Annotated in this window: 13 protein-coding genes; 8 read left to right on the forward strand and 5 right to left on the reverse strand. The window is 42.0% G+C overall.

From position 1 onward, the window contains the following. Positions 1–97 precede the first annotated feature (97 nt). The gene (locus ACH784_RS19885; RefSeq protein WP_404395365.1) at positions 98–835 is read right to left on the reverse strand and encodes a helix-turn-helix transcriptional regulator; all 738 of its coding nucleotides are present in this window, start codon (positions 833–835) and stop codon (positions 98–100) included. Positions 836–844: 9 nt separating this feature from the next. Between ACH784_RS19885 and ACH784_RS19890 the strand changes: the two genes are divergently transcribed. Continuing rightward, positions 845–1,462 carry a DUF1579 domain-containing protein gene (locus ACH784_RS19890; protein WP_404395367.1) on the forward strand — a complete coding sequence of 206 codons (618 nt, stop codon included), beginning with the start codon at positions 845–847 and terminating at the stop codon, positions 1,460–1,462. A 98-nt stretch (positions 1,463–1,560) separates the two neighbouring features. Here the strand turns inward: ACH784_RS19890 and ACH784_RS19895 are convergent, their stop codons facing one another. Continuing rightward, entirely contained in the window at positions 1,561–3,639 is a 2,079-nt protein-coding gene (locus ACH784_RS19895; RefSeq protein ID WP_404395369.1) for a TonB-dependent receptor, read from the reverse strand. A gap of 256 nt (positions 3,640–3,895) precedes the next feature. On the opposite strand from ACH784_RS19895, the gene ACH784_RS19900 reads away from it, so the two are divergent. The 6 genes from ACH784_RS19900 (at position 3,896) to ACH784_RS19925 (ending at position 14,183) form a co-directional block, all read left to right on the forward strand. After that, entirely contained in the window at positions 3,896–5,317 is a 1,422-nt protein-coding gene (locus tag ACH784_RS19900; protein ID WP_404395371.1) for a PQQ-dependent sugar dehydrogenase, read from the forward strand. A gap of 916 nt (positions 5,318–6,233) precedes the next feature. After that, positions 6,234–7,097 carry a GyrI-like domain-containing protein gene (locus ACH784_RS19905; RefSeq protein WP_404395373.1) on the forward strand — a complete coding sequence of 288 codons (864 nt, stop codon included), beginning with the start codon at positions 6,234–6,236 and terminating at the stop codon, positions 7,095–7,097. 231 nt (positions 7,098–7,328) lie between these two features. Continuing rightward, positions 7,329–10,091 carry a tetratricopeptide repeat protein gene (locus ACH784_RS19910; protein WP_404395374.1) on the forward strand — a complete coding sequence of 921 codons (2,763 nt, stop codon included), beginning with the start codon at positions 7,329–7,331 and terminating at the stop codon, positions 10,089–10,091. Positions 10,092–10,190: 99 nt separating this feature from the next. Further along, positions 10,191–11,081, forward strand: coding sequence for a prenyltransferase (locus ACH784_RS19915; protein WP_404395375.1), 891 nt, complete (start codon positions 10,191–10,193; stop codon positions 11,079–11,081). A gap of 201 nt (positions 11,082–11,282) precedes the next feature. Further along, a complete protein-coding gene (locus ACH784_RS19920) occupies positions 11,283–12,701 on the forward strand; it encodes a mannose-1-phosphate guanylyltransferase/mannose-6-phosphate isomerase (RefSeq protein ID WP_404395377.1) in 1,419 nt (472 codons plus the stop codon). A gap of 45 nt (positions 12,702–12,746) precedes the next feature. Then, on the forward strand, positions 12,747–14,183 hold the full coding sequence (locus ACH784_RS19925) for a phosphomannomutase (protein WP_404395379.1): 1,437 nt from the start codon (positions 12,747–12,749) through the stop codon (positions 14,181–14,183). A gap of 294 nt (positions 14,184–14,477) precedes the next feature. On the opposite strand, the gene ACH784_RS19930 is transcribed toward ACH784_RS19925, so the two are convergent. Next, positions 14,478–15,188 carry a hypothetical protein gene (locus ACH784_RS19930; protein ID WP_404395381.1) on the reverse strand — a complete coding sequence of 237 codons (711 nt, stop codon included), beginning with the start codon at positions 15,186–15,188 and terminating at the stop codon, positions 14,478–14,480. Between the two features lie 270 nt (positions 15,189–15,458). Between ACH784_RS19930 and ACH784_RS19935 the strand changes: the two genes are divergently transcribed. Then, positions 15,459–15,896 carry a DUF3293 domain-containing protein gene (locus tag ACH784_RS19935; RefSeq protein WP_404395382.1) on the forward strand — a complete coding sequence of 146 codons (438 nt, stop codon included), beginning with the start codon at positions 15,459–15,461 and terminating at the stop codon, positions 15,894–15,896. Between the two features lie 18 nt (positions 15,897–15,914). Here the strand turns inward: ACH784_RS19935 and ACH784_RS19940 are convergent, their stop codons facing one another. Together ACH784_RS19940 and ACH784_RS19945 are read right to left on the reverse strand one after the other, a co-directional pair. After that, the gene (locus ACH784_RS19940) at positions 15,915–19,139 is read right to left on the reverse strand and encodes an EAL domain-containing protein (RefSeq protein WP_404395384.1); all 3,225 of its coding nucleotides are present in this window, start codon (positions 19,137–19,139) and stop codon (positions 15,915–15,917) included. After that, positions 19,126–20,091 carry a cytochrome-c peroxidase gene (locus tag ACH784_RS19945; RefSeq protein ID WP_404395386.1) on the reverse strand — a complete coding sequence of 322 codons (966 nt, stop codon included), beginning with the start codon at positions 20,089–20,091 and terminating at the stop codon, positions 19,126–19,128. The genes ACH784_RS19940 and ACH784_RS19945 overlap by 14 nt, the downstream gene beginning before the upstream one ends. Positions 20,092–20,257: the final 166 nt, after the last annotated feature.

Raw genomic sequence — 20,257 nt, forward strand, 5'->3', positions numbered from 1 at the left:
ACAACTAAATAGCAAAATTTACGCCTCGTTATCGACTAGTTTTTCTTGCTTCAAAATAGATCGCTTAATTAAGAGGGTTGGTATTAAAGGCCTATGCTTACAGTAAATTTGGACTGTCGGTTTCTATTAAGTGTGAAAACTCAGCAAAAGGGCGCAAAGCAAATGTTTTTTCTATGACGTTTGAATCTTGAATGCGGTCAATTCGAAAAGTGCGATAATCTTGCCTTAAATGATCCCAAGCAAATACATACCACACCGGGTAGTTAAAATATAAATAGTGGGGCTCAATGAGCCGCTCAGTGACCGTCTTTTTTTCATCTATGTAACTGATGTTAATTGGCTGCTGATACAAAAATGCAGCACTTAACGCATGGCATTCAGGAAGCTGTGATAGCTCATAAGAGGCATGAACTTGCGGTGAGGCTGAACTACCAATGAGCACGCGATTTCTTAGTGATTTAATATTGGCTTTTTGATCAGGAGACAACAAAGCCAATAATTTGTAGCGAATAGAGTGCAGGCTTTTCATAAATAAAGGCGAGTTCATCTTTTCGCATATGGCAATACTGATCAGCAAATCTATTGTCTCACTCGAGGTGAGGTTAATTTTGCCGAGCCCCCATTGTCGATGAAGCCTCACACCACCGCCTCTACCTTTGTCAGTATCAATTGGCATACCGCGCGCTTTGAGAATATTGAGATCGCGAAATAGCGTGCGTGTCGACACATTCAAAGTATCTGATAGATCTTTCGTTGTCAGAAAGTCTTCGGACTTTAGCATGCTTGCTAATCTGTCTAGCCTTTCAAGATGGCTTTGGGTCTTTGCTCTTTTCATATATTAAATATGACACAAAATGTCACCCAAGTTAATAAGCTACTCATTCTTGGTGCTTTAATCAGTTTTCAAAGTGCCAACTTGCAATTTAATTATTTGATGGAGCAACAAATGACAGAGCAACAAGCGAGTAAAAATGGTGTAGGCGTGCAAGCAGATGTAGCAGGGGCGCAGGATTTTGATTTTGTTATAGGCAACTGGCGTGTGCATCACAAGCGCCTAGATAATATGTTTAGCGAAGACAAGCGTTGGGTTGAATTTGAAGGGCTTTCTTCAACTTCACACATTTTAGGTGGAGCAGGGAACGTTGAAGATAACCTTTTGTACTTTCCTGATGGTGCCTTTCGTGCTGTGGCAATGAGAGCATTTAATGCTCAAACAGGCCTTTGGTCTATTTGGTGGTTAGATGGTCGCTTCCCAGATAAGGTGGATACGCCTGTGGTTGGTTCGTTTAAAAATAACATTGGCCTTTTCTATGCCGATGAAGTCATCAAGGGTAGAAAAACCAAAGTAAGATTTCAGTGGGACGCTAGCACACCAAATAACCCTAAGTGGGCGCAAGCATTTTCATTTGATGAGGGGAAAAGTTGGGTAACAAATTGGACTATGAGTTTTATTCCTCAATAGTCAGCATAGATTTCAACTATCACAGCCTTTTAGAAAGTGGACTCACGCGAAAACGCTTTGCTTGAGTCCACCGTTGAACTTAAGGCTAAATCATCGCTTTAAAAAGCATATTTAAACTTCAAGCTCATGTTTCTCGGCTCACCAACAAAGTAGCGATTATTACCAAAGGCAAAATCAGCACGCTCTGCGTAGCGCTCGTCTGTGAGGTTCATTACTGCAAATGACGCGCTTAACTGAGGGCTGATTTGCCAATCGGCTCGCAGGTTATAAATTTTATGGCCAGCATAGCTTTGTGTATTAGCAGCATCTAAAAAGTAGTCGTCTATTTGCTGGCGTTCTAGCTGAGCCATGATAGTCGGTGTAACTTGCCAATTGATCTGCAGGTTAAGTAATAGTTTTGGCGCGGTATCTATGTCGTTGCCCTTGATTTGCGCACCATTAGTAGGGTTATTTAAATAAGTGTGCTCGCTATAGCTAAAGGCCAGTTTAGTGCTGATGGTGCGCGTTACTTGGCGGTTAAGTGCAAACTCGATGCCTTGGTGTTCGGTGTCTAGGCCGTTTAAATATTGACGGTCGGCATCTTGGTAAATGCCGTCTTTTTTCTTCAAATGATAAACCGAGAGCTCGGCAAAGAGATCTTTATCTACATATCGAACACCAACTTCGGTTTGTCTGGCCTTGACACTTTTTACATCGCTGGCGAGCTGACCGTTCTGTAGGCGGTATAATTCGCTGGTATGGGGGGCTCTGAAGCTTCGATCGTGTTTGGCGAAAAGTCGTGTTTGTTTATCTATTTTATAGCTGTAGCCAAGCGCGTAGCTTACATCGTCAAATTGATTACTTTGGCTTGCTGGGCGAGTATAACGACATCCCCCGAAGCCACAGGCTGTGCCATCGTCTTTTAAATTACCTGTGCTTAAATTGTTTTGATAATCGTAGTCGGTGTTATCGTAACGCAGTGCGGCAAAGGCATTATGTTCGTCTGTGATTTTGGCGTCGAGCTGAGCGTAAGTGGCAAGACTTAGCGCATCAACGTCATAATCATAGTGCTTTCCTTTCGGTAATACGCCGCGTAAAAACGCAGAGTTTGATTCTGTGTCGTTAGCTTGGCTTTGCTTTAAGAAACCGCGTGTGATGTCGATGTCAGAGCCAAGCGTTAAACTGAACATATCAGACAGCTGACTTGCGCGACGTACTTGTAAACCTATACTCGAATGGCCGTTTTCTTCGACAGGCGTGCCCGGTAAAAAGTGCATTAAGAAGTCCATGTCGGTATGGCGTAAATAGGGATTAACCTGCCAGACTGTATTTGGAGTATTTAATGTATTAAATATGGCGTAGCGCATCGACAAACTGTTTCGATATGCATCTGGAAAGTCATTAATACGCAATAATGATTTATCTTGATAGGCGTTTTCGCCACGCTGCAAATAGCCCGCAGTATTTTGCTCTAAGTTGGTCAGCGTCACTCTGTGGGTGGTTTGCCAATCCCCTAAGTTGTGCGAAGCCGCTAATGAGAGTTTTTGTTGTTCGTAGCCCGAACTATCTTGAAAGCCGCCATCGGAGGTAAGTGTTAAGCCCACTAAGGTATCGAGCGCTTCAGTTTGCTGGCTGTAAAGGCCATTTACACGATAAAAGCTGTCTTCACCCAGCTCTAAGCTCATCATAGGCGGTGCATATAAACTTGGGCTAAATACGTTGATGGTGCCATGAATGGCATTCGAGCCGTAGCGAGATGAATTCGCGCCTTTCACCACTTCGATGTTATCTGCAAGTTCAAAGTGGGTGTCGAATAATTGGTTTACGTTACAAAAGCCTGGCGCACGTAGGCTAATACCATTTTCAAGCGTTAAAAACTCAGCACACGAGCCTGCGCCGGTTAAAACAGGTGAACGCACCGATAACAATGATTCTTGGCCGTTACCACGACTTAACCAAGTGCTAGATGTTTGGCTCAGTAATTGGTTTAAATGCTCGGCATTGCTTTGCTCTATGCTTTGTTTGGTGATTTTATTGGTGTTACCAATCAAGTCTAAATGCTGGGTTTGTGTGCGGTTGGCTGTGGTGACAAGCGTTTCGATGTCTTTATCATTGGTGCTTGATAAGGCCTGAAAACTGATGCTCGCGCAACTTAAAAGAGCCAAAGACAGAATAGAAAATTTAAACGTTTCTCGCACAGATGTGTTCCTTTATCGCAACTTGACGGTATTTTACCAATCCTCAATAATACTTGAATCATTTTGAGGGATTAAAACTAACGCTAGCGTCGTTAAAAATTTCTTATTTAGAATAACTAAACAGCAAAATTTTCGCCTTGCTATCGATACGTTTTCCTTGCCTCAAAATAGATCACTTAATTAAGAGTATTGGTATTACAAAAGTGCCTCATTATACTCAACTAATTCAAAACACGATCTACCGTCGGGCAAAATTATGTATCAAAAAGTGTTTAAAACCGCGCTGTTAACTACGGCATGTTGGTTTGGCTTGCAAGCGCAAGCAAATAGTCAGAACGTTGAACAGTTATTTAAAACAACTTGTGCGTCTTGTCATGGGCAGGAGCTAACAGGTGGTATGGCGGGCTCTTTGGTTGATAGCCAATGGCAGACCGAAGGCACCGATGATGCGCTTATGAATGCCATTAAAAACGGTATTGTCTCGGCGGGCATGCCAGCGTTTGGTGCAACGTTAAGCGATGAGCAAGTTCGCACGCTGGTGGTATATATCCGTGAAGCTGGTGCAAAAGCAAAACAAGCGAAGCAGCCTGAGTCACAAATGGGTAAAACTTTTAAAACCGACTATCACCGTGTTGTGACCAAAGAAGTCACCAACAGTGACGGTATTATTTGGGCGATGGATTTTTTACCGGATGGCAGTTTGTTGTATACCTTGCGTGAAGGTGAGCTTTGGCTTATGAGCAAAGGTGGTAAGAAAACGCAGATCAAAGGCACGCCTAAAGTGTGGCATAAACGTCAGGGCGGTTTATTAGACGTTTACCCAGATCCTGATTACAAAAACAATGGCTGGATCTATTTATCGTTCAGTAAACCTGCAGGTAACAATGCCGAGGGCGAAAGCATCGCATTCACTTCTATTGTGCGCGGTAAAATCAAAGGCAACCAGTGGGTTGAAGAGCAAACCTTGTTTGAAGCTAAAGCTGAAAACCGTAAAAACCGTGGCTGGCACTTTGGCTCTCGTTTTGCGATACAAGGTGACTATTTGTTCTTTACCAATGGCGACGAAGGTCATCAAGATGATGCGCAAAATATCAATACGCAAAACGGTAAGGTGCATCGAATTTATAAAGATGGCCGCATTCCAAAAGATAATCCGTTTTATAACGAAAAAGGCGCGCAGCAAACTATCTGGACTTACGGCAACCGTAACCCGCAAGGTTTAACTTTGCATCCTAAAACCGGAGAATTGTGGTCTACAGAGCATGGTCCTCGCGGTGGTGATGAATTAAACCTAATCACCAAAGGCACGAACTATGGCTGGCCAAAAGTAACGTATGGTATGAACTATAATGGTACGCCTATCACACCGCATACCAATTTACCTGGCATGCAGCAACCAGTACACCACTGGACACCGTCGATTGCAGTAGCAGGTATCAACTTTTATACCGGCGATAAATTTAAAAACTGGCAGGGCGATCTGTTTGTCGGAAGTTTGGCGAAGAAGCAACTGCACCGCTTGCGAATTGCAAATGGCAAAGTGGTTGAAGATGAAATCATCTTAAAAGGTCTAGGTCGTATTCGTGATGTAATTACGGCGCCAAACGGTGAGATTTATTTAACCATTAATGACCGCAATGCGAATCACAGTAAGATCATTGCCATTGCGCCTAAATAAGTCTGAATAAAGACGCGAAATAAATTCGCTGCAACCAGTTTTTTAGTTCGGTAGCACCGACTTTATGTCAGGTTATACCTTCACCAAGAAGACGCGAAATGAATTCGCTGCTACCGTTATTTTTCCCCGGTAGCACCGACTTTATGTTGGGTTATACCTTCACAAAGAAGACGAGAGATGAATTCGCTGCTACCGGTATTTTTTCCCGGTAGCACCGACTTTACGTCGGGTTTAAAACTGTTACTCACTTTGTAGGTGCGGGTTTACCCCGCGCTTTTTTTACGCGATATAAAATCGCGCCTACAAGCATCGCTGAAAAATACAGTTGGTGAAAATGATATTGTCTTAAAGCAAAATCGCAAGCTGCGACTTTATGTCGAGTTTAAAACTGTTTCTCACTCTGTAGGCGCGGGTTTACCCCGCGCTTTTTTTTGCGCGATATAAAATCGTGCCTACAAGCATTGCTGAAAAATACGGTTGGTGAGAACGATATTGCCTAAAAGCAAAGCTCGGTAGCACCGACTTTATGTCGGGTTTGAAACAGTTTCTGACTCTGTAGGTGCGGGTTTACCCCGCGCTTTTTTTTTTGCGCGATATAAAATCGTGCCTACAAGCATTGCTGAAAAATACGGTTGGTGAGAACGATATTGCCTAAAAGCAAAGCTCGGTAGCACCGACTTTATGTCGGGTTTAAAACAGTTTCTCACTCTGTAGGTGCGGGTTTACCCCGCGCTTTTTTTTACGCGATATAAAATCGCGTCTACAAGCTCCTGAACACTGCCGTTGCTTTTACCTATCTAATTTTTATTGTCTTTCTCGTTCTTAAAATTGTTGTAGCATTAAGCAATCTCAATCAAGTATCTGGCTTTTGATATGATTAAGCTTGTCTGCAGTTCTACTAACACATTGGCGCTTTATGCAAAGCAATCTTTTACAGCAACGTATTTCTCTAGTTTGCGATTACATCAATCAACATTTAGATGATGAATTAACGGTGAGTTTGCTTAGTGATGTTTCGGCTTTATCTAAATTTCATTTCCATCGCGTGTTTGTGGCTTTTATGGGCGTGAATGTGGGCAAGTATATTTTGCTGGCGCGATTAAAGCGGGCATCTTTTCGTTTGGCGTTTGAGCGCGATATCAAGATTATTGATATTGCACTTGAAGCAAAATTCGACAGTGCCGAAGCGTTTTCTCGCGCCTTTAAACGCACGTTTGAGCAAAGCCCTTCAAAGTTTAGACAAGCTGCAAATTGGCCTAGTTGGTATGACGTTTTTAACTTTTCACCGCAAAATTTAGGAGTGCAGACCATGCAGGTCGAGATAATTAATTTTGAACAGACTCAAATTGCTTTTTTAGAGCACAAAGGATCAGCAAAACAGATATTTGAAAGTGCAGGCAGGTTTATCGCTTGGCGGCAAAACAGCGGGCTTTCGCCACTCAATACGAGTCGAACATTTGGCATGCCAAATGGCGACCCTGAAGCCATGGCTGAAGACGCATTTCGCTTCAAATTGTGTGGCTCTGTAAACGCTGAAGTACCTGATAACGCATTTGGTGTCGAAAATGGGGTTATTCCGCAAATGCGCTGCGCCAAAGTCAGGCACTTAGGCAGTCATGACAATATGGAGCAAACTATACGCTGGTTGTATCAAAATTGGTTACCAGAAAGCGGCGAATTACCAAACGCGCATTGTTGCTTTTTTGAGTATCATAATTTTGTGCATCAAGTGGATGAGTGCGACTTGATCACAGATATTTACCTGCCATTGCAAAATTGATGATAACGCTACTTGGCTTGCATTTATGGCTAATGTATCTGCCTATGAGCAAGTTACTGATATTCGTTTGCTTTGCTATAGCGAGCATTGTTGCTTTAGTAAAGCAAATACTCAAGATCACAAACAGAGTGTAAGTATGTGTTCATTGCGTTTTTTCTTATTATCATGATTCGCTAACCAGCCATTTAGGCTCTACACTTTGTATATGTTAAAAGTTCATAGAAACGATGCATGCGCAGTTGCCTAACTATTATTCTTATCTTTATGAGCTTGTCGACTTGGGCTGCTGTGCCCAGTAGCGATGAAGTAAAAGCTGCGCAAGGGCAGCAGCAATTGTTGCTACTTAATCAATACATGAAAGCGCAGGCTTTTGTGGACGCCAGAGAAGCACTCGCTCTCGCTGAATCGCTTAAACCAAACTTACCTCTCAATCAGTACCCTAAAGAGAAATTAATGCTACATCTTTGGCAGGGTGTTGCTCTTAATTTTATAGGCAATCGCCGCGATGCATTGATTTTATTAGACACTGTAATCAATGAATCTAAAGATGCTGGGCTTTCTGATGTCACCGTTGAAGCCTTACTGCAGCGGGCAACCATTTATGAAGAGCAATCGAATACTGAGTTAGCTCTATCTGATCGATTTAATGTCTTATCTATGATTGAGAATAAAGGAAAGCTCAAGCTACTGGCCGATACGCAAAGCGCTATTGGGATGACCTACTTTTCTCAGGCCAAATTTACTCGAGCATTTGAATGGCTATTGAATGCGAAAGAAAATTATAAAGCCATTAACTTTACCCGAGGAGAAGTACACATTTTAGGGCGAATAGGTTCCATATATCGCGCCATTGGAGATCTCGATAACGCTTTGAGTTACCAATTACAAACCATTGAAGGGCAGAGGGAAGTAGGAGATGAGAAGAGTGTTGCAATCGCCTTTAATAACACTGCAATTGTGTACAAAGATTTAGGAAAATATGAAGAAGCGATTGCCATGCATAGTAAATCTCTTGAGCTAAAAAGAGCACTTAGCTATGAGCGGGGCATGGTTTATTCGTTCAATAATTTAGGAGAAACGCATCGATTAGCGGGGGATTTAGCAAAAGCCAAATCTTATTTAGCTCAAGCCGAAGCGCTCGCAAATAAACTCAATAATCGTATGTTACTTGGCTCTACGAACCTTTATTTAGGTCGCATAGCAATAATGGAAGAGCGCTACGATGATGCCAAGCGTATTCTGGATATGGCGATGGAAACCTACCAAAAGCGCAACTCACTCTCTCGCCTCGCAGAGGGCTTAGTTGAGCAAGCCAATCTTTCAATTAAAACATCAAAACCCGAGCAGGCCATTACACAGCTGCTTGAGGCCATTGAGTATGCCAAACAGTCACAAAAAAATGTCGTGCTTTTCAAGGCTTATCAGATGTTATCGCAAGTCTATGCCGACACGGGAGATTATAAATCTGCGTATAACATGCAAGTCACTTTTAGAGAGAGTCGAGACAAATTATTTGATTTGAATAGCCAGCAACGCATTGAGATGTTGGTGGTGAAGAATAAAGTGGATGAAACGAAACGCAATTTAGAATTTGTTAAGCAAGATGCAAAACTAACGCAATCAGAACTAAACAATGAAATTGCCAATCGAAATTTAGTGATTTTAGGTGTGCTGAGTTCGGTGTTGATCCTTGGCTATTTTTATAGTCGTTATGTTCATAAAAGAGAGTTGACCTTAGCAAATGAAAGTCGCGCAAAAATTGCAGAAAAAGAACAAAAGCTGAGCTTGGCATTATGGGCCAGTGGTGATGTGTTGTGGAGCTGGGACATCAATGCGCAAAAAGTGTCTCGAGAGAATGTTAGTGAGCTTAATGCATTGCCTTGTGGCAACGTAGACCCAAACTGGGAAAACCTAAAAGCCCACGTGCATGCTGAAGATTTTCATATTTTGACTGAGCGTCTAGATGCAATAAAGAACAATCAAGAAGATGCATTTGATGTGTCTTATCGGGTAAAAAATAAAGCCGGAGAGTGGGCTTGGGTTCAAGATAAAGGAAAAGTCGTAAAGCGCGACCAACAAGGCAGACCAATGACGGTATCAGGTATTCAGCACGATATCACGATTTTAAAGCAGCAAGAGGCTGATCTGGTTGTGTTAAATACAGAGCTGGAGCAGCGAGTTCAACAGCGAACGCATGACTTAGTGATGGCGCTTGATGATTTGAAAGCGACTCAACAGAATTTGGTTGAAGCTGAAAAAATGGCAGCTCTAGGCTCCTTAGTCGCAGGGCTTGCTCATGAGGTAAATACCCCGCTTGGCACAGTGATCATGGCTGTGACTCATTTACATGCTGAGCTGCAGCAAATAGAAGATAAAGTAGAGCGAGGTGCATTATCAAAACAAGACTTAATCACAAGTCTACGAGTGTTAGGCGACAGTGCAGATCTTGTTTTTAATGGTGCTAAACGGACTTCAGCTTTAGTCGAGCAATTTAAACGTGTATCTGTGTCTCATAAAGGCGAGGGACGTGCGGTTTGTAAGTTTGATGAATTGGTCAAAACGGCTTATAGAACTGTTCATGATGCCCTGGGACAACCTGCAAACGTCACGTTGTTGGATGCGCCGCCTTTTGAAATTTCTACTTATATTGACCCCTTGCTACAAGTGATTGAATTACTAATTAGCAATGCCATTCAACACGGTGAACCGAATGAACCTGTGACAATCAGTGTGCAAATGAAAAATTTCCCTGAGTATTATGAAGTCACAGTTGAAGATGATGGAGTGGGTATTGCTGAGCATGAACGGACAAAAGTGTTTGACCCTTTCTATACCTTAGCGCGCCATAAAGGCCACGTTGGTTTAGGCTTAAATATTACTTTCAACCTTGTTTCTCAGGTGCTTGAGGGGGCGATACGTTGTGAGCAATCTGAATTGGGTGGAGCTAAATTCGTTTTCTCAATAAAAAAAGAAACCACTAAAATACTGGCCTAGCACGTGTAACAGCTATTGCGATATTGTTTGTGTTAAATCAACGCTACATGCGTTGTTTTCGGTAAGGTTTTATCACGCTTTTTAATCTTAGGTGTGTTGATGACTCTTTTATCTGCTTTACCCAGTGCTCGCCCTCCTTTTCTCACTTTGGCGCCTATGTGTGTGCTATTAGGTACTGCAATTGCGATTTATCAGGGCGCAGAGCTGGATTGGTTTCACTTTATTTTGGCTTTGTTGGGTGCTGTTCTAGCTGCTGTGTGCGTCAATACACTCAATGAATATCAAGATTTTCATAGTGGTTTAGATCTCATAACAGAACAAACTCCATTTAGTGGCGGAAGTGGCTTACTTAAAAACCATCAACACCTTGAAAATCAAGTGCTCAAGCTATTTCAAATATCGCTAGCGAGTTTATTTGCGATTGGAATTTATTTTGTCTGGCGTTTTGGCTTGCCAATGCTTGTGATTGGTTTGCTGGGGCTTGCTGTAATTATCACTTATACCAATACGCTTAATAGACATCCTTGGCTTTGCCTCGTTGCGCCGGGTTTGGGTTTTGCATTACTTATGGTTTTAGGGAGTGTGGTGGTGCAAGGTGTCGCTTTAAATGGAGCGGCTATGGCGATTGCTTTGATCCCATTTTTTACCATCAATAATCTACTTTTGGTTAATCAGTTACCAGACCTAAAAGCAGATAAGCGCGCAGGGCGAGATCATTTTGCTATTCATTATTCAGTTACTGCAATGCTATGGTGTTTCACGATTTCTGCCTGTCTGTCGCTAGCTGTTTTATGCTACGCGATTTTGCGAGACTTTCTGCCAATTCAAGCGTTTTGGGTCGTGCCATTACTTCTGCTGAACTTCGTTGCGTTACCTAAGTTAATTCAGTTACGGGAGTCGATAGCGCTACATACGCCTAGTATGGCGGTTAATGTGGTTGCAGCGAACTTACTGCCACTATGTCTTGCTATTGTTTTATTTTTCAGTTGATTGTACCAATCCTCAATAATGCTCAAAATAGATCTCTTCATTAAGAGGATAGGTATAAGCGCGATTTTCAAAGGTGGTTTTTATTTCAAAATCATGGTCGTATTTTGTAAGCAAATAACAGTGTTTTAGCTTCTTTTGCGCTTAGTCGCAAAGGCTTTTAAAATGGCGAGGTTAATCGCATCTAAAAGTTAAATCTAAATTATGATCGTACCCGTTGTAATTGCTGGTGGCTCAGGCACCCGTTTGTGGCCTTTGTCTCGCACTCATTATCCAAAACAATTTCTTCCGCTGACTGGCGAGCAATCTTTGTTGCAGCAAACTTTATTGCGATTAAAAGGCCTAGAACATGACCCCGCGATTATTATCTGTAATGAAGCGCATCGATTTTTAACCGCAGAACAAGTGCGATTAAGTGAGATCCCGCATTCTCCTATTATCTTAGAGCCCGAGGGGCGCAATACAGCACCAGCGATTGCATTGGCTGCGTTTAAAGCATTAGAGACAAACCTGGATGCGACCCTACTTGCCATGCCTGCCGATCATGATATTACCGATATTGAAGTGTTTTTAGATGCGCTAACACAGGCAGCAGTAAGTGCTGAGAATGGCAAATTAGTCACTTTTGGCATTGAGCCAACCTCTGCTCACACAGGCTATGGTTACATTCAAAAGGGCCAAACTTTGGAAAGGGGCTTTACAGTTAAACAGTTTGTTGAAAAGCCAGACGAAGTAACCGCTAAGGGCTATGTAGAGTCTGGTCAGTTTGTTTGGAATAGCGGTATTTTCATGTTTAAAGCCCAAGTATATTTAGACATGTTAAAGCGTTTTAATAACGACATATTTGAAGCTTGCTTTAATGCCATGCAAAACCAGCAAGATGATTTAGACTTTACTCGTATTAATTCGTCAGCCTTTCTAGCTTGCCCAAGTGACTCAATTGATTATGCGATCATGGAGCCCCTAACTGCTGAGCAAAATGATGCCGTGGTGATGTTTCCCATGGCGGCTAACTGGAGTGATGTTGGCAGTTTCGGTGCACTTTGGCAGTTACTCGATAAAGACGAGCAGCAAAATACGACGCGTGGCGACGTGATTGCAATTGACACTCAAAACAGTCTGCTGCTGAGTGAAAATAAACTATTAGCTACGGTTGGTGTAAAAGACGTGGTGGTTGTACAAACCAAAGATGCAGTATTAATTGCTGATAAAAACAATACTCAAGCAATTAAGCAAGTGGTTGCTCAGTTAGAGCAAAAATCTCGCGCTGAAATTCATCAGCATCGTGAAGTCTATCGTCCTTGGGGGAAGTTTGATGCCATTGATGAAGGCGAGCGTTTTTTAGTGAAGCGGATCACAGTAAATCCTGGAGCACGTTTGTCGATGCAAATGCATCATCACAGAGCTGAACATTGGGTCGTAGTGAGTGGCACAGCCAAAGTAACCATAGATAACAACGTTCAGTATGTGACCGAAAATCAGTCGGTATATATTCCTATAACTGCTGTTCATAGTCTTGAAAACCCTGGAAAAACCGCATTAGAGCTAATAGAAGTACAATCGGGTAGCTTTTTAGATGAGAGCGATATAGTGCGTTTTGAAGATGATTATGGACGTAAATAAAGTGACTCACTTTAATCTGATGCAACAGAAAAAGGTCGATTTAATGTGAATGTATCGACGTTAATTCAAAATACTTCCATTAAATTTGGCACTAGTGGTGCGCGTGGTTTAGCTGAAGATTTTACGCCAAGTGTCTGCGCTGCGTTTGCGATGGCATTTATTGAACATGGTAAACGTTGCGGCAAATTCGACTTAGCACAAAGCTGTATAGCGATTGGCGTCGATAATCGCCCTAGTAGTTACGCGATGGCGCAAGGTGTTGCTGCGGGTCTAATGGCAATGGGCTTAGATTATGAGTTTCAAGGTGTTTTACCGACCCCCGCTTTGGCTTTCTCTGCAATGCAACAAGAGCAAGCATGCATTATGATAACGGGCAGTCACATTCCTTTTGACCGCAATGGTTTGAAGTTTTATTACCCTGAGGGTGAGATCACCAAGTTTGATGAACAGGAAATTTTAAATCAAAACATTGAAACTCCTCACAAGCTGAGTGATCCAGAGTTAATTGATTGCGAGTTGGCTAAAAATACCTACATTAATCGTTATTTAAATTACTTTACTGATCTGGATTTAACGGGTAAGCGAATAGGGGTTTATACCCATTCAAGTGCCGGTCGAGATCTCTATCTCAAGCTGCTACAGCAATTTGGTGCAACCATAGTGGAGCTAGGCAGAAGTGACACCTTTGTGCCAATTGACACCGAAGCGGTGAGTATAGAAGATCAGCAAACAGCCAAAGCTTGGGTTAATGCGCTAAATTTAGACGCCATTATTTCAACTGATGGTGACGGTGATAGACCACTTGTTGCGGATGAGTTTGGTAATTGGCTGAGAGGCGATGTACTTGGTTTGATAGTAAGTAAGTACTTGAAGATAGAAGCGCTGAGCGTACCCATTAATTGTAACTCGGCGATAGAGCTAAGTGGCGCTTTTCAGCAGGTTGCTAGAACAAAAATAGGCTCTCCGTTTGTGATTGAAGCGTTTTCGCAACTTCAAAATCAGTACAAAGTGGTTGCTGGTTTTGAAGCTAACGGCGGGTATTTACTTGCAAGCGATATTGGTGAAGGTGGTCAGTTTTTATCATCGCTCCAAACTCGAGATGCGCTGTTGCCTATTTTAGTCGTTTTAGCTCAGTTAACTAAGCTGTCAGTCTCTAAAATGGTGGCAAATTTACCAGAGCGTTTTACTACCAGTGGCAAAATAGAGCATGTTACAAATAAAGTTGGACTGGCTTTTTTAAATAAACTTCAAGTTGATACCAATAACACGCTTACGCGACTAGGTATTCAACACAGTGTTAGCGAAGTCTATAATACTGACGGGGTTCGTTTTGTATTGAGCAATAGTGACATTGTGCATTTTCGCTGCTCAGGCAATGCCCCCGAAATGCGTTGTTATGTTGAATCTGACACAAAGCAGAGTGCAGAAAAGTTGCTGCAAGATGTGCAAAAGCAATTAGTGGTTCTTCTAAAAGAGAGATAATTAACCTGAACTTTGGTTAAGAGATTTACTAACGTACTGATATTGAAGTGATAAGTGTTTTTTCAAATCTGCAGCCGGAGACTTTTAGCGATAACACCGCTCACGCGTCCTGCTATCGCTAAGGTACCTACATCCATGTAGGCAAGGCGAATTTACGCGTTAATAGCTGGCCTATTACAAGTAAATTCAACGCAGTTAGCGTTGAAAGTAGCCGCTGGAGATATATTTATTATCCTGAGTTCAGGTTAATTATAGAGCCACTAACGTATTTCAGTTAGCGGCTCGAAGAATAGATTACTCGTCAATCTCAACTTTGCCTTTGATGTTTTTAATCTGCAGACCGCCTGAGCCAGAATCTTCGATCACTAAACCGCCTGCGCCGTTGACGTTGATGCTACCTGAGCCATCATCAATAGTAACGGTGCCGATAATAGTATTAGCATAAATATCGCCACTGCCATCATCAATTCTGACATCGCCTTTTGCATTGTTTACCGTGATACTGCCAGAGCCATCTTCAATCTCAATATTTTTGCCACCGTCGATGGTAATGCTGCCAGAGCCATCATCGATTTCAATATCGCCATTGACTTGCTTGATTTCAATCTCGCCTGAGCCATCATCAATGATATGGCCTAGGCTGCTTGGAACAGTAATCGTTAAATTAATTTTTGGACCTGGGCTGTTTACCTGCCAGTTATTTGAGTTGCTAGCTCTTGCAACTAACTCTGCACGATTACCTTTTTGTTTTAAAGTCAGCGTGAAATCATCGGCACTATAAGCGAAAATTTCTGCATCTACTGTAATTTCAGTCGCTGTGTCGCTACCAACAATCGATAAGCTACCGGCACCTGCTTCAGTTTCTAATAGCTGTAAGCTTGAAGCACTTAAAGTCAGTTGTTGGTTATCGAAATACTTAGGCGCGCTGCCAGGGCCATTTTTAACGTGAACAATACAGCCACTTAATAAAACGGCTGCGCTGAGAGGTAATAGGGTTTTTAGCATCTTAATTCCTACATGTGCTTTTTTGTTAGTATATTTAAAGCAATATAATAGCCAAGTTGCAAGTGATTGATTTGTAATGAATTGTAAGTTTTCGTGTAAAACATACTTTTTATTTAAACGAAAAGTTAGTGTTTTTGCTCACTATATTGGTTTTTAATCAATGGACTAAGCCCTTAGTCATAATGACGTGTTAATGAATATGAATGCTAAACTCGCGTAACCGAGACCTTATTTTTAGGTCGTTGAAAAGGTTTATACTAAAGAGTCGGGATGAGTTACATGATAGAAGAAACGCTGTGGCAAATTTATCAACATAGTTACTTTCAAGGTACTTGCAAAGTTGCGCCGTACCACGCAATCACGCAGGGTCAAGCAGGCGCAATTATCAGCTTATGGAACCCGCTAGGTCAATCATGTTCCTTTTATCAAAATAAACGTTTAGAGCGCGCTGCAAAGCGTTTTCTACGTGAACAAGGAATTACCTTCAGGACATTGTGGGGCGGCAATGAAGACATGAGTTACCGAGAATTGAGCGTATTTGTGCCTTGCTCTTTAGAGCAAGGCCAGCGTTTGTCTGAGCGCTTTTCTCAATTGGCTTTTTATTATGTTAATGCGCGAGGGCGGGTGAGTCTGCACTGCTCGAAGCAAACTATGGCAATATGCATGGTGAGCCGACACATTAAAAAGCGTTGGCTAACAAGAAGCTAACGCTCTATAAGGCAAGTGTTATATTTCGAAATCAGTCTGCATATAGGCAGTTTTAGTGCCTGCACAGTGAGTACACATATGCTCACACACCCAACTTTGCAAATCTTCAAAAGGCAGTGGCTGAGCGTAAAAATAGCCCTGTACATACTGTCCGCCTAAATCACTTAAACTGTTGAGTTGCACTTGAGTTTCTACCCCTTCAGCGATGACCTTCAAATTTAAACTTTCGGCCATTGAAACTATGGCTTTGACTAACACTGCAGAATCTTCACTGGCGGTAAGATCTGAAATAAAACTGCGATCTATCTTAATGGTATTAATGGGGAAACGACGTAAGTAACTCAAAGAAGAGTAACCGGTGCCGAAGTCATCAATCGCCAATTGTGCACCAGTGGCACGCAAATCTTGCAGCCAAGTCATCACTGCCTGATCGTTATCAAGCAAAATGCTTTCAGTTATTTCTAAGTTTAAGAAGTTGGCATTAAATTCGGTGTCTTGCAAAATACCGCTGAGCTTATCGGCATTAAAGCCAAGGCGATATTGTTGGCTAGACACATTGACCGACAACACACATTGGCAATCACAATTTGTATTGAGAGCTTGAATGTCGCTACATGCTTGTTTAATAAGCCATTCGCCCATATCGTTGATCAAGCCACTTTCCTCTGCCACAGGAATAAACTCTGTTGGGGAAATAAAACTCCCGTCTTTTTGCTGCCAGCGCATCAAGGCTTCAACGCCATACAGTGAGGCGGTTTGGGTATTAACAATCGGCTGATAATAAAGTGAAAGCTCTTGATTTTTTATCGCGTGTCTTAGTCTATGCTCAAGTTCAACTCGACGGTTCACTTGTTGTTGCATGCTCTTGGCAAAATAGTGAAATTGATTTCGGCCATTTTCTTTGGCCTTATACATCGCCAAGTCAGCCAGTCTCAAAAGCTCTTTTGCATTGTCGGCGTCTTCAGGCAGTAAAGTTATGCCAATACTGGCCCCCGAGAAAACCTCAAAACCTTGAATAATAAATGGCTTTGACATCTCTTTAATGATCTTCTGCGCGACGCTCGTGCAATGCTCTATGGAAGATATGTTATTGAGTAAGACCACAAACTCGTCACCACCGAAACGAGATACGGTATCGCTTTTTCTGACGATTTGGCTTAACCGCGCAGACACTTCGATGAGCAGCGCGTCTCCAGCCTCATGTCCCATAGTGTCATTGATTCGTTTAAACCGATCTAAGTCTATAAATAATAGCGCACTCAGTTGTTTATAACGCTCACTATAAAGTAGGCTTTGAGAGATTCGTTCAAGCAGTAAACTGCGATTTGGCAGGCCGGTCAGAGCATCGTAGTAAGCTTGGTATTGAATTTTTTCTTGTTGGGTTTTTCGTTCTGTAATATCAGATATGACAGCAATGTATTGTTGCACATTACCCGCTTCATCTCGCACCACACTAATTGATAGCCACTCAGGATAAAGCGAACCATCTTTGCGTTTATTCCAAATCTCGGCGGCCCATTGCCCTTGCTCATTAAGGGTTTGCCACATTTTTTCGTAAAATGTTTGGTCGTGTTTTCCCGAGCTTAATATAGAAGGTTTTCTACCAAGTACATCACTGGCGCTGTACCCTGTAATTCGAGTAAAAGCTGGATTAATGGCCGTAATTTCAAGGGTTGCATTGGTGGTCATGATCCCTTCTTGCGTGGCGTTAAATACGGCGGCTGCGGTTTTTAATTTTGCATGGGCATGCTTTTGCTCTGTGATGTCTTCTTTCACGGCGATGTAATGGGTCACTTCGCCTTGCGCGTCTTTAATCGCAGAAATGCGAGCTTGTTCCCAGTAGTGTTCCCCATTCTTTTTCTGGTTATGAAACTCTCCTCGCCACTGACCTTTTTCTTTAAGCTCTTGCCACAGAGCGCGATAGTCGGTGGTTGTGGCTTCAGAGCGAAGGACTCTTGGCGTCTTGCCTTGCACTTCTTTGAGTTGATAGCCAGTAATACGCTCAAACTTTGGATTCACGTATTCAATCTTGCCTCGGGTATCTGTGATAACGATTGACACTGGGCTTTGCTCAATTGCATGTCCCCATTTTTTTAAGGTAGCTTCGGCGTGTTTAAACGAGGTGACATCAACACTTACGCACGCCATTGCGCCGTCTTGTGCTTGATTTAGAGTGGTGCGGATCCACTTGCCAGCTAAACTACAATGAAGCCTCTGGTTATGTTCTTCTATCTTGCTAATTAGCTGATTAGTTTGTAAATCTTGCCACTGATCAAATGTTTTAGGTGCCTTCTTGGGATCAATCTCGTGATGACTAAACCAGCTGTTATTGGAAAGGACGAGCTGGTTGTTTTTATCAAATAACGCAAAGCCCTCTTCTATTGAAGCCAGCGCTTCTTTAAGTAATTTACTGGATCTAAACGCACTAAATCGAGCATGATTTAGACGGCGATAAATAATAATTAGCGTGAGTAAAAGTGCCGCGCTGAGTAACAAAGTGAGTTGGCGGTTTTCTTTGCTCGTTTGCAAGTTCTGCAAATGGTATTGGTTATAGATACTATTGAGTGTATTGAAAGCGGGTTTGCTAGGGGTTGCAACAAAGGCGTTATAAAGTTGCTTTAAATCATGTTGTTGAGCAAGCTGCACTTGCAAATGTTGTTTAAGGTTTTGTATTAATGGGTTCTGTTTGTCGAGCCCTAAGATGTGTAATTTTTGCTTTATTTCAAGCAGCTTGTTCTCATCAGCATAAAAATTGTACGACAGTACATCGGCGTATAATTGCTGGGCAATAACGGCGTCTTTATCGCCTTTTTGTTGTAACTCATGATTTAGTTTTGGCAAATAAAACAAAGTATTGCGCATGAGTGAGGCCGCTGTTTTGATGTGCTCTAATTGCTGTGTCTTTTCATCAATCAGCTCAAAATAGAGTTTTAGCTTAATTTCTAAATCAATGGTGGTCGCTGCAAACGGCGAGTCAGCAGAATCTATGCGTGCTTTTAGAGCATCAAGCTTTTTTGTGAGCGTTACTAATTCATCATATTCAGGCATGTCTGCTGCGATAATTTTGAGTGCAAATTGATTTAATTGCGCGTCAATGGCGTTGCTTGAAAATAAAAACTGTACGCGCTCTTGATGCCGCGCATTATCATCTTGCGCGTTATTGATAAATGCATATGCCACCCAAACGAGCATCAAAAAAATTGCCAGATTGATAAACTTGGTAAAAAAACTACTTTGTTTCATAAGTGTTTGTTAACTCGGGATGTTGGCCGACAAGGCTTGATAAAAACGTTTTGATTGATTGAATATCTTGAGCGGGTATCGAACGACCCAATTGGTATTTGGCCATAATGCGAATGGCGTCATCTAGGTTGTCTTGGCTGCCATCGTGAAAGAAGTGTGTTTGTATAGTACTAAGCCTTAAACTGGGCACTTTAAATACATGTTTGTCATAGGGATTATTGGTCACCATAAATCGACCTAAATCCGCATCGTTGATCACACCGCCCCGATCTGCAAAATAATCGCCGAAGTGACCTATTTTTGAAAACATATTCCCACCGACATTTTTACCTTGATGACAACTAATACAGCCATAATCTTTGAACAACTGATAGCCTTTTTTGGCTTCGTTATTGATAGCGTTCGGGTCACCTTTTAGCCAAAGATCAAAAGGTGCATTGGTTGTAATTAAAGACTGTTCAAATGAAGCAATGGCGTGTTGAATGTTTTGTTGATTAATTGGCGATTGATAGACTTTTTTAAATTGGGCTTGCAATGCGAGATCACTTGATAGTTTGTGCACGACTTCAGGCCAAGTTGTACCGTGCTCTCGTGGATTTGTTATGGGTGCATCAACTTGATCGAAAAGATCTTTTCTTGCCCCACTCCAAGTTTGGCGAATATTAAAGACGGCATTATAAACCGTGGGGGTTTTGGCTGTGGTTTTTTGCCCATTAACACCATCAGAAAATGCTTTATTATCAGCGCCGTTGCGAGTGAGTTGGTGACAACTTGCGCAGCTTAATTCATTGTTTTTAGATAAGCGTTTATCAAAAAATAACTTTCTACCCAGGGCAACCTTTTCAGCATTTAAGTCGTGCGATTGTGCGATCGGTAAAATAGGCTCTTTGGCAAAACCTGTATTGAAAAATAAAACCGAGATCAAAACTACAAACGGCCGTGTCAGAGTCATTGTTCGCCACTTTTAAAAACTTTTCTGAGAGAAAATTAACACCGCTTTTGTGTTGGGTTTTTGATGTGGGTTAAGAAAGTGATAAATGCTGAGAAATAAATCAAACACACATCAAAACTAGTGATTTAGTATTGGTTTTGTGTAGTGCTATTTGGTTTTAAAGTGG

The organism is Pseudoalteromonas phenolica, assembly GCF_044788725.1.
GTDB classification, from domain to species: Bacteria; Pseudomonadota; Gammaproteobacteria; order Enterobacterales; family Alteromonadaceae; genus Pseudoalteromonas; species Pseudoalteromonas phenolica_C.